The organism is Paenibacillus tianmuensis (genome assembly GCF_900100345.1).
GTDB lineage: Bacteria > Bacillota > Bacilli > Paenibacillales > NBRC-103111 > Paenibacillus_G > Paenibacillus_G tianmuensis.
On the sequence record NZ_FMTT01000062.1, the window covers coordinates 12,787 to 28,247 of the forward strand.

Below are 15,461 nucleotides of genomic sequence, written 5' to 3' on the forward strand. Positions count from 1 at the left end.
TGCCTCCTTATGGGTTTTCGTTGATGGGATATAGGTTATCCGAGCAAGCCCCGGAATTCGAACTTGGCGGTTTCTTCGGCGATTTGCGCCGGTGAATACGTGGATTGAAAATTGACGTCGTGCATGGGTCCGAACAGCCATTTGGACAGCACGCCGGTAATTAAACAGACGAGAATGTTGGCCCGCAGCGACAAATCGTTCGCCCTCGGCAGCATCTCGAGCTCGATGGCCCGCTGAATGTTGCTTTTGAACGCTTCTTCGAACGCAATCCAGGTTTGCGAGACGGCTTTCCGTACCGGCGGGTCCGCGCCTTGGCCTTTCATAAGCAACAGAGCCATCAGATCCCGGTTCCGGTCGGCGAAGGCGAACAGATCCGTAAGCAGCCGCGCGGACGAGTTCACCATGTCGTCTACCGTGCCCGCGTGCTTGCGGTAGCCTTGCTCGATGACTTGGATCAGTCTCTCTTTGCCGCCTTCGATTAACTCCAGCGCGAGCTGCTCTTTGCTGTGAAAATGCCAGTAGAACGTGCCTTGCGACACCCCCGAGGCTTTGACCACGTCAGAAATTTTGGTGCCGTGATATCCTTTGCGGGCAAATAAGTCCAGTGCCGCGGCCATCAGCTGCTGACGGCGGTTCTGATCTTGTTCCGGTAAAGCAGGCAGCTTCCATCGCCCCTCTCCACTTAACTGACGAGTCAGTTAAGGTTAATTCCGATAGGATTACTATAATTTAAAGAATGCCCCATGTCAAGCAACGATGTGCGAATTTTGTCGAAAAATGGAGGAAGGTCGTTACTAAGATATCCCAAGGAAAGAGGAGTTATCCATATATTAGGTACAGATTGTGGATATTTTTTACAATATGGAAGGTAAAAGGGGGATCAAGTTTGCATTTACCATGGTAAGAATAGGAGATTGGTAGCATTTAGGATTTCGAGATGATGTTAATATAATACTGACCGCCTATAAATTGCTTATATATGCAGGTAAAGTTATAGCAGGGTTTTTCGACAAATCTTATGGTAACCGATGGAAGGCGGTACGCTGGCACAGGAGGAGAAGGGGCAATGCTCGCACAGACAAGACACGGACCGGGAAATAGCTCGCGTGATTTATCTTAAGGCTTGGATCAGAAGGAGGATTTGGCTGTGAATGGTAAACTACGGGCAGTTTTGTTTTGCTTATTGATGACGCTTGGGTTGCAGGCGACTCCGGTTATGGCCGCTTCGTATACGTACGACGAGCTGAACCGTTTAATTACGGCAACGACAGATAGCGGGGAAACCTTGAATTATTCTTATGATGCAGCCGGTAATCTTACCAGTGTGGAGCAGGGTCATTCCGCACCTGTGGCAAGAGCTTTTACGGCAGCTCAGCCTGCGCTTGTGAACGGTGACTTTGAGGGGGCTGTGGGCGTCGGCGGAGTTGGCGAAGCTTGGAGCGCCGCTTTTTCACCCGGGCTTCAGGCCCGCTACGACGTGGTTACGACAAGTGTGTACGGACAAGTCTACGCCGTGAATCGTATTCAGACGATGAACGGAACGGCAGCCAAATCCGGAAGTATGAGTCTGTCTCAAGAAATTCGCGTGAACGGGAACACGGGGTTCTCGCTGCAAGGACAATTTAAGGCCGATTCGTTAACAAACGCCCGGATGGAGGCTGGCGTGGAATTTCTGAATGCTGACGGGAAGATTATAGACACGGCAAAGGCTGTCGTAGCCGATCCCCCCGCTTCAGGTTGGATTTCGTTTCATAAGGCCGTACATTCGCCTTCGCAAGCCGTAAGCGCCCGGATTGTGCTTGAGCTCGTATTTTCGGAATCCGGCGGGAACGGCCAAGTAAGCTGGGACCACATTCGATTTGAACCGCGTTAGACTAAAGCGGATGTCTGCATGCATCATAGGAGCATTTTCTAATTTGATAGCGGAGGGTACCCTGTGTTTTCAATCGGACGGATCGTTTGCGCTTTATTTTTGTTAGCTGCAAGCTTTCTTTATTGGGAGAAGGAAGCTTATGCCGAGCCGGTTTCTTATGTGTTATCCTCCGGCTCTTCGGTGGTCATTACCCCCTATCCTGACAGCCGTCCCATCATGGCGTCAGTTAAAGTTAGCGGAGGGCACGATTACATCAGATATTTCGACAACGGAGCCGTATCCGACTACAAGCGTTCCGACAAAGGGACGTCGTACTCCATTTCCGGTACGAACCGGATCATACTTACGAATACGTCGTCTTCGTCAATTACCTTGTCCAGCAATTCAGTTCCTTACCAGATCGCTAGTTCTTCGACTCCCGCTTTAAAGAAAGTGTGGTTGAACCCGGGCGCCAGTCTGGATGTCACGAATACGTCGGGGAAGAGCAGCAGTATTACAACGGGCGGGATCATCGATTAAGTCAGGTATGACGATGTCGGCGAAGTCGCTACTTATACGAAGCGGAAAGCTGCCGGGAGTTTAACGTTCTCGGCCAAGCAGCGGATCGCGTTAACCAACCGGGACAAGAAGGGCTACGAGGTATGGGGCCCTTACGACATGATCGAATTTTCGACGCGCACGAGTCCAGCCATTTACTATAAAACGCTGTCGCCGGGACAAAGCCTGGAAGCAGCCAACGTGACGCCGAGAACGTTTAGCTTGGCGGTGGGCGGCTTGTCCGACAACGCCATCTATGATGCGGACGGGGCGGTATCTTCTTACAGCCGGAAGAAGCTCCCGGGAAGCATATCGTTATCGTCGGGAAAAAGGATGGTCGTGACCAATACGGATTCCAAGGCATACGAGGTGTCCGGACCGTATGACGGCTTTACGTTTTCCGACCGGGCGAAGCCGGCTTCTTTTACCCGGACGCTGTCGTCAGGACAAAGCTTGAAGGCGACTAATACCTCGCCCAAAAGCTTTAACGTCAGCTTAAGCGGCACGTACGATTATGCGGAGCATCGAGGTACGGGTCAGGTCGTTGCCTATGGACGCAGCCAGCGCCTGAGCAGCAACCTCATCGGAGCGGCGAATTATTTGAATGTGACCAATACGGGTGCGTCCCCGGTCGAAATTGTCGGGCCCTACGATGCTTTCTCCGTCGTGGATTTGAATCATCCGGCGCTCATCAGCCGCATGCTGAATCCGGGACAAAGTCTGGAAGCATCCAACACGACGGCCTATACGGCGAATGTGACGCTTGAAGGCACACACGATTATGCGTTATTCAATTCGTCTGGCATTTCTTCGTATGCCCGGACCCAGAAGCCGGCGAATAAAATGGTGGATAGCTCGGAGCGGCTTGCCGTTACCAATACCGGAGGCGAATCGTTTTCGAGGTTTTCGGGCCCTACGAGACGTTCTCCTTCGCCGATCGTACGCAGCCCGTTACGTTTAAAGCGGTGCTCGCGCCCGGCCAAAGCGTCGATGCGTTGAACCAGACTGCGAAGGCGTTTTACCTTAGCTTAAACGGCGAATACGATTACGCGCGGTACAGCGGCAAGGATAGCTTGCAAAGCTATGCCAGAAGATCGACCGCCGCAAGCATGCACAACCAGGCCTCGGAACGGATTGCTATCACCAACGCGGGTGGGAGCTCAATGGAAATCTCCGGCTCCTCCGACGCATACCGGATTACGTCCCGTACAACCCCCACCCTGACGATCCGAACGTTGTCGCCGGGCCAAAGTATGGAAGCGACGAACATTTCGTCGGGAAGCGTGGACATCACGACGCTGGGCACGTACGATTACGCTTATTATACCGATTCCGACGACCTTTCGACGTCCGGCCGAAAGCGGAATGCGGAAACCTTTACCGCAAGCCCATCGCGCAAGGTAGCGTTTACCAACTCGGGCACCTCGGCCCTGGAGGTATCGGCGCCATACGACGTTATCCAGACCGCCGATCGGGTCAATCCCGCGCTGTTTGTGAAAAATCTTGCGCCGATGCAAAGCATGGAAGCTGTCAATGTGACAGCCAAAGATTATTACGTCCATATGACCGGCAAGTACGATTATTCCACTTATTCGTCGTCCACCGGCCCGATGGTCAGCTATTCAGACGATAATTCGATCGGCTCGGTATTAACCGCCCATGGCAAAAAGATCGCCGTGATGAACACCGACACGGTTGCCATCGATGTATGGGGTCCCTACGACGCGTTTACGGTGTCTGACCGGTCCGCGCCCGTGACGTTCGTTCAGGCGCTGAGCCCCGGACAAACGCTCAAGGCGATCAATTTAGCCGGTACAGCGTATTCCGTCAGATTGACGGGGGTGCACGATTACGCGAAATACAACGGCAAAGGGGAGGCGGAATCGTACGGACGCAAGAATCCTGCCGGTACCCGAAGCGTTAGCTCTTCCGATCAATTGATCGTAACGAATACCGATGCCGGGACGATTCAGGCCAAAGGTCCGTATGATGCTTTTCAGCTCGCGAACCGCACGGAGCCAGCGCTCTTCGTGAAAACGTTAGCCGCCGGACAGAGCATGGAGGCGGTCCATACCGGATCGAAATCGTCAACGATCACGACGGACGGGTTATCGGATTCCGCGATTTACGATGCAGCCGGTACGCTCAAGCTGTATTCGGGCGATAGCGGCAGCGGCCCCAGGCAGGTTGCTCCGGGCGAACGCATCGCCGTCATGAACACGGAAGACCCGGCCCTGGAAGTGATCGGCCCTTACGATATTTTTCGGGTATCCGACCGCGCGAAGCCGGTTTCTTTCGTCAAACAGTTGGCCCCCCGGCAGACTGTTCATGCTCTTAACGGAGCGGAAAAATCATTCTCCATCCGGATGAGCGGCACATTCGACTATGCCGGCTACAAAGGCAAGAACTCGCCAGAATATTACGGACGGGCGGTTCCCAAAGGAAGCAAAGGGATCGACTCCGGCGAGCGGATCGTCGTGACGAACGCCGACGCGCAGAGCATTACCGTGAAGGGCTCTTACGATGCGTTTCAAATTTCCGACCGGACCGACCCGGCCTTGTTCGTGAAAGCATTGCCCCGGGGACAAAGCATGGAAGCGGCCCTTACGGGAACCGGCTATACGACGGTCTCCTTCAAAGGTACGCACGACTATGCCATGTATGAAGGCTCCGGCCCGATCAAGTTGTATGTTCAGGACTCCAACGATATGAACAGACAGGTGAATCCCGGCGAACGCATCGCGGTTATGAATGCCGAGATGGACGTTTTGGAGGTCTTTGGCCCCTATGATATGTTCCGGATCACGGATCGGGCAACGCCGGTTTCTTTTGTCAAGATGCTGGCACCGGGCCAGACTCTGGCGGCTAAAAACGATACGGCCTCTCATTTCTCGGTTAGAGTCAATGGCGAGCACGACTATGCGACTTATAAAAGCAGCGGAAACGTTGAGTACAACGGGCGGGGCTCTGCCGCCACAACGCATGGAGTCGGTGCAGGCGGACAAATTGTGCTGACGAATGTCGACGCACAGCCCGTTCGGTTAAAGGGCTCGTACGACGCTTTCCGCTTAACGGATCGGACCGATCCGGCGTTCTTTACCCGGACGCTTGACTCCGGTCAAAGCGTAGGGCTCATGAACGTAACGGGAGCCGGGATTTTTATCAATGTCCTGGGCGTATCCGACTATACGATCTACAATTCGGACGGCAGCGTGTCTTCTTTTGTAAAAGGAGCGAACCCAAGAAGTATTTTGCTCAGCCCGTTCAAACGGATCGTGATCGCTTACGCGAATACGGCGCCGTTTCAGATTGCCGTTCCTTTCGATGCGGTGACGGTCGATGACGGCGGCGGCCCGGTCGCATTTATGAAAGAGCTGGCCCCTGGCCAAAGCATGGAAGCCGTTAACATTTCCTCCAGGGAGTTTAGCGTGAAAGCTTCCGGCGTCATAGACGTGGTCAAATACAACAGCTCCGGGGATATTTTGTTCTACGACAGGGAAGGTACTTTAGGAACTATTCCTCTTGGCGCTGCCCACCGGATCGCGATAACCAACCGGGATAGTCAGACGATTGTGGTGACAGGCTCCAAGGACGCTTTCCGCATAACGGACCGCGCCAATCCGGCGCTGCTGGTCAAGACGCTGGCCTCCGGTCAAAGCCTCGAAGCTCAGGCAGCGACAACGGCTGGAACGAGCCTGCGCACCAGCGGCAAATTCGACTATGCCGTTATGAACGAGAACGGAAGCATTCATCCGTACCAAAAAGCTTTTGAAGGCTATGCTTTAACCGTCGCATCGGGAAAACGGGCGGCGATTACGAAAACGGAAGGCGCGAGTCTGACGGTATGGGGACCGTACGACACGCTTCAGATGACTGACCGTAGCGGGCCGGCGCTTGTTTCGGCGTCCGTCGCACCGGGTCAAAGCATGCAAGCGGCCAACCGGACAGGAAGCCCGCAATCGATTGCGGTAATAGGTCCTTACACCTATGTGAAAGAAGACGGAACCCGGCATCCGGGCGCAAGTCCGCTTACGATTCCGGCCGGCGTGCGTTACGGTATCCTGAATACCGGAACCGCCGAGTTGGATGTATTCGGTCCTGCCGATGCTTTTGCGTTCGAGACGGCCGACAAGCCGATCTCCGGCATAGGCGCTGTCGAAGTGATCCGCAAGCTGGACCCTTCGCAATATGATACGCGATCCCTGCATGCCGACCCGGTCGACACGGGAACAGGAGCGCAAATCATCCAGCGTACGCTGCTTACCGCGCAAGGCGCTGCGGGTGTGCCGTTTACGGTACAGTATTACTCTTTGCTCTTGAATTCGGGGGTGATGGGCCCGGGTTGGGGACACTTGTACGACATCCGGGTAGAGGATTCGGGCGATGGCAAGCTTAGCGTCCATTGGAACGCGAACCGGAAAAATACGTTTACAGCGAAAGGCAGTGGGCTCTACGGCTCCGACGAAGCCGCCGTGAAGCTGGACAGACTGGTCCGCCGGGCGGACGGTTCTTATACCTTAACCCGCAAGGACGGCACCGTCTATGAATTTTCGTCAGCCGGCCGCTTGCTATCTTTGGGCAACAAGCAGGGCCAGGCTTTATCGCTTAGCTATAACGCCTCCGGGCAGCTGGCCTCGGTAACCGAGCCGCTATCCGGCATAGGAATCGGACTAACCTATGATGCCAATGGACGGCTTGCTGTCGTGCAAGACCCGCTCCAGCGCCAGGTGAAGCTGTCTTACGATGCGAAAGGTCAATTGGAAAAAATCACCGATCCCGCAGGTCAGGAAACGGTATACAGCTATGACGACAAAGGCCGCATTCTCACGGCAGCGGAACAAGGCACCCGGACATTCAGCAATACGTACGACAGCCAGGGCCGGATCATTGCGCAGCAGGATGCCGTAGCCGGGCATCGCGCTACGAAGTTCGAGTATGTCGAGAAAGACGGTACCCTCGTTACGGCGGTCACCGATCGTGAAGGCAGCGTCAACGTGTTGACTCACGACAAGAACTACCAGCTGCTTGGCGTTCGGGATGCGCTCGGTCAGGAAACGAGCTACACCTATGACAGCGAAGGCAGCCGGACGCAGGTGACGGATGCGGAACGCAAGACGGATACGTTTGCGTATGACGGCAGGGGGAACCTGCTTAGCGTGACGGACGCATCCGGTCAGAAAGTAACCATGACCTACGATGACGACAGCAACTTGCTCACGGTCACCAATCCGCAGAACGAGCAGATCGTCAGCCATTATGATGCCAAAGGCCGATTGATCGGGGTAGCCGATCCGGAAGGTCATCTAACGACCTATACGTATGATGCGAACGGGTTAATGACTCAAGCAACCGATGCTTTGTCCAGACAAACGACCTACGGCTATACCAACGGTTTGCTTACTTCTGTAACCAATCAGGAAGGCAATAAGGTCACTTACTCTTACGATACCGCCGGTCGCGTCGTCGGGATCAAGGGAAATGACGGCAAAGAGACCGTGCTGACCTATAATGCGAACGACCTGGTGCTCAGCGTCACGGACCCGGCAGGACAGACGGTTTCGTACACGTACGATCCGATGGGGAACCCGTTGACGGAAACAGATGCCAAAGGAAACGTGACGCAGTATTTCTACGACGGCAACGGAAATCTTACCAGCGTGAAAAATGCGCTGAACCAAGAAACCCGCTTCGAGTACGATGGCGAAGGCCGCTTGGTGAAAGAAACGAATGCACTCGGTCACAGCAATCTGTACGCCTACGATGCGAAGGGCCGACCGGTGCGGTCGACCAATGCGCTTGGCGAATCCACCCGCTATGAATACGACGTCAAGGATCGAATGACAGCCGTCTATGATGCGATGAATCGTAAAATCAGGTCGGTGGAGTTCGATGCGAAGGGCAATCCGGTCACCATCACGGACGCTTTGAACCGCAAAGTCACACAGCAGTTCGATGCACTGAACCGGCTAACCCAGTGGACCGATCCGAAAGGACGCCAGACGCAGCTCGCCTACGATAAGTTAAGCCGTCTGGTCGAGGTTACCGACGCCAAGCAAGGGAAAGCCGCGCAAATTTTTGACGCGGTCAGCCAAATTACTGGCGTTACCGACCCGAATCGCAATGAAAAGAAATACGTCTATGATAAAGCAGGGCGGCTGCTCAGCGAGACGAATGCCGCGGGCCATGCTCATACCTATGCTTACGATGCAAACGGACGGCTTGAACAAGAGACGAACGGACGTGGACAAGCTACGGCTTACCGTTACGACCAAGCCGGAAGGCTCGACCGGTTTACCGATCCCGAAGGGTCTGCGACATACACGTACGATGCGAACAGCAGCATCACGGCCGTTACGGATCAATCGGGAAAAACGGCTACCCGGGAATACGATAAACTGGATCGGGTGATCAAGTATACGGATACCGATGGGAATGTGCTGCAATACGGCTATAACGAAATCGGCCAGTTGACGACATTGACCTATCCCGATGGGAAAAAAGTAACTTATACGTACGATGCCGCCGGCCGCATGAAGGAAGTGATGGACTGGGCGGGACGCAAAACCGCGTACGGATACGATGCGAACGGCCGCCTTCTGACCACTACCCGCCCGGACGGCAGCGTGGAGACTCGGGACTATGACGCAGCCGGTCAGTTGACGAAGCTGTGGGACCGCGCCGCTGACGGCAGCTATATCAGCCAATATCAATTCGGATATGATGAAGCGGGCAACGTCATTCAAGAGCGCAATGAAGCTGCGAGCCTCCGAGCGCAAGGAGTCACGGCGGCTGTGTATGGACGAAGCGCGGCAGGAACGGTCACCTCGGCAACATATGCTTCCATGACGAGTCTTTCTGGTGCGGTTCCGGGAAATATCGCCATGACGTATACGTCGGATAACCGCCTTGCGACGTTTAACGGAAACCCTGTCACCTACGATCCGAATGGGAACATGATTGGGGGTCCACTCGGCGGGACGATGCAGGAATATCGTTACGATGCGCGCAACCGGTTGATTGCGGCAGGCGGAGTAAGCTACGCTTATAATGCCGAGAACCAGCGCATTGCCGTGACTTCGGGCGGACAGACCACGCGGTATGTCGTGAACCCGAACGCTTGGCTGCCGCAGGTGCTGATGGAGAAGGACGACCAAGGAAAGGTCAAGGCTTACTATGTCTACGGTCTGGGACTGCTCGGCCGGGAAGAAGCGTCGGGCGAATACCGGACGTACCATTACGACCGCCGCGGCAGTACGATCGCCTTGACTGACGCCAAGGGACAAGTGACAGATCGTTACACGTACGGTCCGTACGGGGAAACGTTGAAGCACGAAGGGAACACAGACAACCCGTTCCAATACAACGGACGCGACGGGGTCATGACGGACCCGAATGGCTTGTACTACATGAGAGCCCGATATTACCAACCGGAGATCAAGCGTTTCGTCAACCGCGACGTCGTGACCGGAACGATCTCCGAGGCTTCGACGCTAAACCGGTACGCTTATGTCAACGGCAACCCGGTTTCGTATGTGGACCCGTTCGGCCTGAGCCGGGATGGAGATTCGTCGTTCCTGTTGCAGGGAGGCAACTTCCTCGTCGATGCGGTACCGTGGGTAGGCACGCTCAAAGGCTTCCAGCAAGCGTTCTTGGGCACCAACTTCGTAACCGGCGAACGCTTGTCTACAGGAGACCGCTGGGCAGAAGGTATCGGCAGTGCGCTGAGCCTGATCCCGATTCCGGGATTGAAGCATGCGGGCAAGTATGCGACCAAAGGCGTCATCGCCGCGGAGAAGCAGCTTGAGCGTGTGTTTGCGGGATCTTGGATGAAAAAAGCGGAAAATACCGCTAAGAAGCTGGTCAACGGGTGCAACTGCTTTACCGCCGGGACGAAGGTTCTCACGGATAAAGGGGAGAAGAATATCGAAGACATTGAAGTCGGAGATAAGGTTCTCGCTAAGTCTGACGAAACCGGGGAAGTGGCATATAAAGAGGTCGTTGGGCTGTTCCAAAAACAAGCCGATGAAATCTACTATATCCACATCGGAGATGAAATCATCGAGGTTACAGGCGAGCATCCGTTTTGGCTTGATGGCAAGGGATGGACGCTTGTAAAAGACCTGAAAGTTGGCGACTTGCTTGTTTCGAGTAACGGCACTAAACTGGCAATAGATAAGATTGATAAAGCGTCGCGACAAGCAACGGTTTATAACTTTGAGGTTAAGGACTTTCATTCGTATTTTGTATCCAACCTCGGAATCTGGGTGCATAACTGTGATGTAAATCCTTCACCTCAGCGATTGTTAGGGATAGAGCATGCGAATATTGGAAATCTAAGAGCTAGGCTGGATGCGAAAATCCCTCGGGATATTAGTTTGCCCAAAGGTTCCACAAGACATCTAACGTCAAATGAAAAGACATTAGCTAATCAGCATTTAGAAGATTTATTGGCACGTAAGAATGGAGATACCTCCGCAGCGCAAAGATTATCTCAATATAGAGACCATTTTCGGAATGATGGTTGGTGGAGTCTTGACCTTGGTCCCAACAATGGTAATTCTAATAAAATGAGACTTCTTTATCGGGAAGTAAATGGGGCTATAGAGTGGAAGGTAATTCAGAATCACTAAAACGAAGAATAGGTGTGTAGACATGGTTAAAGAAACAACAGTGCTTTTATTGAATACTATGTTAGACAGAGATGAGGATAGTATCCTATTCTCAGTTCTAAGGTCCATCAGAGACCAATACTCGCTAGAAGAGTTAGGAGAGGATTTTTTTTCGCGGTTACAGCAGCTCCTTCCACATACCAAGGAAAAAAGCACTAAAGCAGCACTGATCGAAACAATCGTCGAGTTTCCATTTTTTAATTACGATCGTGAGATATTTGACGAGTATTTATCATTAGTATCTCAGGGTGAAACTAGAGTGGAAGATGCGGCAAGATGTCTAGGTGTATTTGCGACAAACAATACTATGAAGAACGAGATTTTCTTGCGACTAGCACAATTTTCGGATAGAAAAAGCGCAATAGAGATTTTGGTTTCAATGGGTTATTCTGATTGGGGGGTTATACCTTCTGAATACCGGACATTTGCCGAAGAAGTTCTTCACGCAATAAAATTACAAAATCGCACCTTTGTAATTTCAACATTTATGTTTATTGTTCATCCGCTCTATAGTGTTCATTCTAATATCAGTTGTTTAAAATGTAATTACCCTACTGTTGAGTCAGCTATTAGAGATTGGGCATGGGCAACACCAAGAAGCACAGAATATATTGTTAATTCGAAAATAGTAACTCCACAGGAATCGACGGTATTAATTAAATTAGGTCAGCTATTGTTTGAGAGAGTTCATTTAACACCGGAGAAAAGAGAGGAACTTTACTCAGCGTTTTTTGAAGGTAAAGACCCGATTGACGTCATTTTTACTTTGCCAAAATAATGTAATAACAATCATTTTGAAATGAAGATTCACAGCTTAAGACCTTGAGGTGAAATATCTTCAGGGTCTTTCTTTTGCTTTTTTCTCTACCCAGTACCGATCGGTGAAGTGATCTATAAAGAGGTCATGGGGTTGTTTCAAAAACAAGCCAACGAAATCTATGAAATCCATATCGGGATTTAGATTAAAGGCGAGCATCTGTTCTTTTTTGAGGCAAAGGAGGGCACTTGTGAAATGGGGCGAGACATGTTGACAAGACGATCGCGGGAAGAAATACTAAGAGAAGTCAAACGAATACAACGAATTAGGGAGAAGGTTATGGCTGGCGAAGAAGTAAAATGCCCGAATTGTGGCCAAACTTTAATGTTTTTCGGAAAAGATAGTGGCAAACATCCTGGTATTTATTGTCCTACTGATGATTTTGAAATATTAATCGAATATGACCATTTATCGAAAGAAGACTAGATTCTTTTAGAGCACAGGGGCAGGTAGTCTATATCCTATTGAGAAAGTAAACAGTAGACCATCATGGTAAAAACGGTAGCTTCTTTGGGGTTCCCTTATGCTGCCGTTTTTACCGTTGGGGGGGACGTCATACGTTTCTAAAATTTCGTTGGAGGAAAGGAGAAAAATAGTACTCCCCTTTCTTGAACAAGAAGCAAGTTTTGCTTTGTCTGTCAACAATTTTGAGTAAACTCGGAAATACCAAATTTTGGGATCCGAACTTGACATGGAGCCTCCAGCGGGCATGACTTCTCGCGATTGGGGGAACACAGACAACCCGTTCCAATATAACAGACGCGACGGGGTCATGACAGACCCGAATGGCTTGTACTACATGAGAGCCCGATATTACCAGCCGGAGATCAAGCGTTTCGTCAACCGCGACGTCGTGACCGGAACGATCTCCGAGGCTTCGACGCTAAACCGGTACGCTTATGTCAACGGCAATCCGGTCTCCTATGTGGACCCGTTCGGCTTGAGCCGGGATGGCGATGCGTCGTTCCTCTTGCAGGGAGGCAACTTCCTCGTCGATGCAGTACCGTGGGTAGGCACGCTCAAAGGCTTCCAGCAAGCATTCTTGGGCACCAACTTCGTAACCGGCGAACGCTTATCTACAGGGGAGCGCTGGGCGGAAGGTATCGGCAGTGCGCTGAGCCTGATCCCGATTCCGGGATTGAAGCATGCGGGCAAGTATGCGACCAAAGGCGTCATCGCCGCGGAGAAGCAGCTTGAGCGCTTGTTTATGGGGCCATGGATGAAAAAAGCGGAGAATACCGTTAAGAAGCTGGTCAACGGGTGCAACTGCTTTACCGCCGGGACGAAGGTTCTCACGGATAAAGGGGAGAAACCTATCGAGGAAATCGAGGTAGGGGATAAGGTTCTCGCTAAGTCTGATGAAACCGGAGAAGTGGCATATAAAGAGGTCGTTGGGCTGTTCCAAAAACAGGCTGACAAAATCTACAAGGTGTACATTGGTAATGAAGTAATCGAAGCAACAGCAGAGCATCCGTTCTGGCTCGATGGTAAGGGATGGACGCTTGTAAAAGACCTGAAAGTTGGCGACTTGCTTGTTACGAGCGACGGGGCTACACTGGCAATAGATAAGATTGAAAAAGAGCTACGTGAAGCAACGGTTTACAATTTTGAGGTTAAGGACTTTAACTCCTATTTTGTATCTAATCTCGGGATTTGGGTGCATAATTGTTCCACTGGGGGGACAGGTAAAAGTGCTCCTAAGATTATTAAGGGAACAAGTTATGATATAAATAAGCTATATAAATCTCAGCCAAGCAATAATACGCATGAGACAGGTATCAATGATTTAATAGAGGTGATTCAAGAGAAGGGACCTGAGGCGGTGCCTCCAATCCCAGTTTATGTTCATAGTAGTCAAGCAATAATTGTTGATGGCCATCATAGGCTAGAAGCATTTAGAAGACTTGGCTATGAGAGAGTTCCAATTAAATATATCCATAAAAATCAAATTGAAAAACTCCATTATAGAACTTTAGAAGATGTACTTGCTGGTATGCATAAATAACTGATTATGATGCCGATAGGAGGTAATCATATGAATGAAGAGTTGGAAATTTTGTTAAAACAGTACATTAATGATGTGAATGCTGTATGTGCACTAATGCTCAACGGACTCGGCCTTAGTTCAAAAGAAGAATTAAGAACATTTAGGGCAAAGTGCCCAAGTGGAGAATTTTATTTAGATGGTATGAATTACTATACATTTCATGGGAGAGGATGTAGATTTTCGAATAAAGATATCGAGATTGACTGGGATTTTGGGTTCGGTGATAAATGGTGTGGGATTAATCCAATGCTGTTTTATTCTTACATTAGAGATAATAACAAAAGCACTGTGCCATACAGAGCAATAACGATAATTAATGAGTGTGAGGACATGGAGCAAAAAGGAAAAATGATAAAAAAATATGATTTGTATTATCTCTTGCCAGTGTAAAAAAGCGAGTCTGTAAATTATTCTGTGTAAACTCACCTTTGATTTAATAACAAAATTGTGCATTACAACAAATAATCCGAACACTATGGAAAAAAGATTATTCCAACTCGAATGAGAGGAATAATCTTTTTTCACAATTGTTTTTAGACAAGGCTCAAAACGCCTTAGACAACCAGTTGCCGAAATACGACTAGTCAAGTCTCAATGAGACTAACCATCGCGTTGTCTTGACCGAGTCGCCCTTCCCAGCAATTCAACTGCCGACGGGGCGGCTTGTTCATTTGACGACCCAGTAAGGCTGGGCGTGTGGAATCAGTCAAGAACCGCTCGTCTGCACATCGTCGTGAAGGTCAAAGCCAATGCCGTAGCCTATGAGCGTCCCGCCGTTAGAAAAAAGGGACGGGGCCGTCCGCCGAAAAAAGGCCAGATGGTGAAGCTGATCGAGTTGTTCCACAATCGCGCGGCCGAGTTTCGAACTGCTACCGTGACGATGTACGGCAAGGAAGAGACGGTGAAATTCCTGTGCCTGGATCTGTTGTGGGGGCAAGGATTGTATCAGGAACTACGCTTTGTTCTGGTCAGGCGGGGTGACCAACTTTCCATTTTAGCGAGCACCGATCTGACGCTTGCAGCGGAGGACATCATTCGCTTGTCCGGCTATCGATTCAAGATCGAATGCACGTTTCGGGAAATGAAGCAAGTGATCGGTGCATTCGGCTACCGTTTCTGGAGCAAGTCGATGCCAAAGCTGAAGCGGTATCTCCGAAAGGGGGAGCCTCATCCCTTGGAGCAAGTGACGGACGAAACAGATAGACAACGGATTCGATTGACTCTTCAGGCCATCGAAGGATTTGTGATGTGCAGTTGTATTGCGACGGGACTGGTGCAACTGATCGCCTTGCGTTTTTCCGAGCGGGTTCCCGACCTCTTCTTTCGCTATTTGAGAACCCCGTCCAAGACCATCGTTTCGGAAGCGACCGTGACGGTGTATTTACGCAAGTCGATTTTTCGCCTGTTTGCCCAAAATCTGCATTTATCCATAACGAAAATAATCCATTCCAAGCAGGACACCTCTTTTGTTGACGCCGATTTGTCGGCTTCTTAAGCGTGAGAACTTTTGACTGTACA

General features: G+C 51.0%; 10 protein-coding genes. 9 read left to right on the forward strand and 1 reads right to left on the reverse strand.

Annotated elements, in window-relative coordinates; translation table 11 throughout:
• Positions 1 to 35: 35 nt before the first annotated feature.
• Entirely contained in the window at positions 36 to 617 is a 582-nt protein-coding gene (locus BLO51_RS26065; protein ID WP_090676526.1) for a TetR/AcrR family transcriptional regulator, read from the reverse strand.
• Between the two features lie 530 nt (positions 618 to 1,147).
• Between BLO51_RS26065 and BLO51_RS26070 the strand changes: the two genes are divergently transcribed.
• The 9 genes from BLO51_RS26070 (at position 1,148) to BLO51_RS26110 (ending at position 15,438) form a co-directional block, all read left to right on the forward strand.
• Entirely contained in the window at positions 1,148 to 1,873 is a 726-nt protein-coding gene (locus BLO51_RS26070) for an RHS repeat domain-containing protein (RefSeq protein ID WP_143006997.1), read from the forward strand.
• A 63-nt stretch (positions 1,874 to 1,936) separates the two neighbouring features.
• Positions 1,937 to 2,392 (forward strand): hypothetical protein, encoded by a 456-nt coding sequence (locus BLO51_RS26075; protein WP_090676531.1) that lies wholly within the window; start codon positions 1,937 to 1,939, stop codon positions 2,390 to 2,392.
• 138 nt (positions 2,393 to 2,530) lie between these two features.
• Positions 2,531 to 3,409 (forward strand): hypothetical protein, encoded by an 879-nt coding sequence (locus BLO51_RS26080; protein ID WP_090676534.1) that lies wholly within the window; start codon positions 2,531 to 2,533, stop codon positions 3,407 to 3,409.
• A complete protein-coding gene (locus tag BLO51_RS26085; protein WP_090676538.1) occupies positions 3,406 to 11,040 on the forward strand; it encodes a polymorphic toxin-type HINT domain-containing protein in 7,635 nt (2,544 codons plus the stop codon). The genes BLO51_RS26080 and BLO51_RS26085 overlap by 4 nt, the downstream gene beginning before the upstream one ends.
• A 22-nt stretch (positions 11,041 to 11,062) precedes the next feature.
• Positions 11,063 to 11,857: a hypothetical protein gene (locus BLO51_RS26090; protein WP_090676541.1), complete on the forward strand. Its 795-nt coding sequence runs from the start codon at positions 11,063 to 11,065 to the stop codon at positions 11,855 to 11,857.
• 234 nt (positions 11,858 to 12,091) lie between these two features.
• Positions 12,092 to 12,322, forward strand: a complete 231-nt coding sequence (locus BLO51_RS26095) for a hypothetical protein (RefSeq protein WP_090676543.1) — start codon at positions 12,092 to 12,094, stop codon at positions 12,320 to 12,322.
• 283 nt (positions 12,323 to 12,605) lie between these two features.
• Positions 12,606 to 13,901, forward strand: coding sequence for a polymorphic toxin-type HINT domain-containing protein (locus BLO51_RS26100; RefSeq protein WP_167670342.1), 1,296 nt, complete (start codon positions 12,606 to 12,608; stop codon positions 13,899 to 13,901).
• Between the two features lie 30 nt (positions 13,902 to 13,931).
• On the forward strand, positions 13,932 to 14,333 hold the full coding sequence (locus tag BLO51_RS26105; RefSeq protein ID WP_090676546.1) for a DUF6896 domain-containing protein: 402 nt from the start codon (positions 13,932 to 13,934) through the stop codon (positions 14,331 to 14,333).
• 304 nt (positions 14,334 to 14,637) lie between these two features.
• Positions 14,638 to 15,438, forward strand: coding sequence for a transposase (locus BLO51_RS26110; protein WP_281180437.1), 801 nt, complete (start codon positions 14,638 to 14,640; stop codon positions 15,436 to 15,438).
• The last annotated feature ends 23 nt before the right edge of the window (positions 15,439 to 15,461 follow it).

What these genes read in the sequence shown, in the direction of transcription:
- BLO51_RS26065 (WP_090676526.1), bottom strand. Translation starts at nt 617, where the DNA reads ATGGCCGCGGCACTGGACTTATTTGCCCGCAAAGGATATCACGGCACC.
- BLO51_RS26080 (WP_090676534.1), top strand. Translation starts at nt 2,531, where the DNA reads ATGATCGAATTTTCGACGCGCACGAGTCCAGCCATTTACTATAAAACG.
- BLO51_RS26090 (WP_090676541.1), top strand. Translation starts at nt 11,063, where the DNA reads ATGGTTAAAGAAACAACAGTGCTTTTATTGAATACTATGTTAGACAGA.
- BLO51_RS26095 (WP_090676543.1), top strand. Translation starts at nt 12,092, where the DNA reads ATGGGGCGAGACATGTTGACAAGACGATCGCGGGAAGAAATACTAAGA.
- BLO51_RS26100 (WP_167670342.1), top strand. Translation starts at nt 12,606, where the DNA reads ATGACTTCTCGCGATTGGGGGAACACAGACAACCCGTTCCAATATAAC.
- BLO51_RS26105 (WP_090676546.1), top strand. Translation starts at nt 13,932, where the DNA reads ATGAATGAAGAGTTGGAAATTTTGTTAAAACAGTACATTAATGATGTG.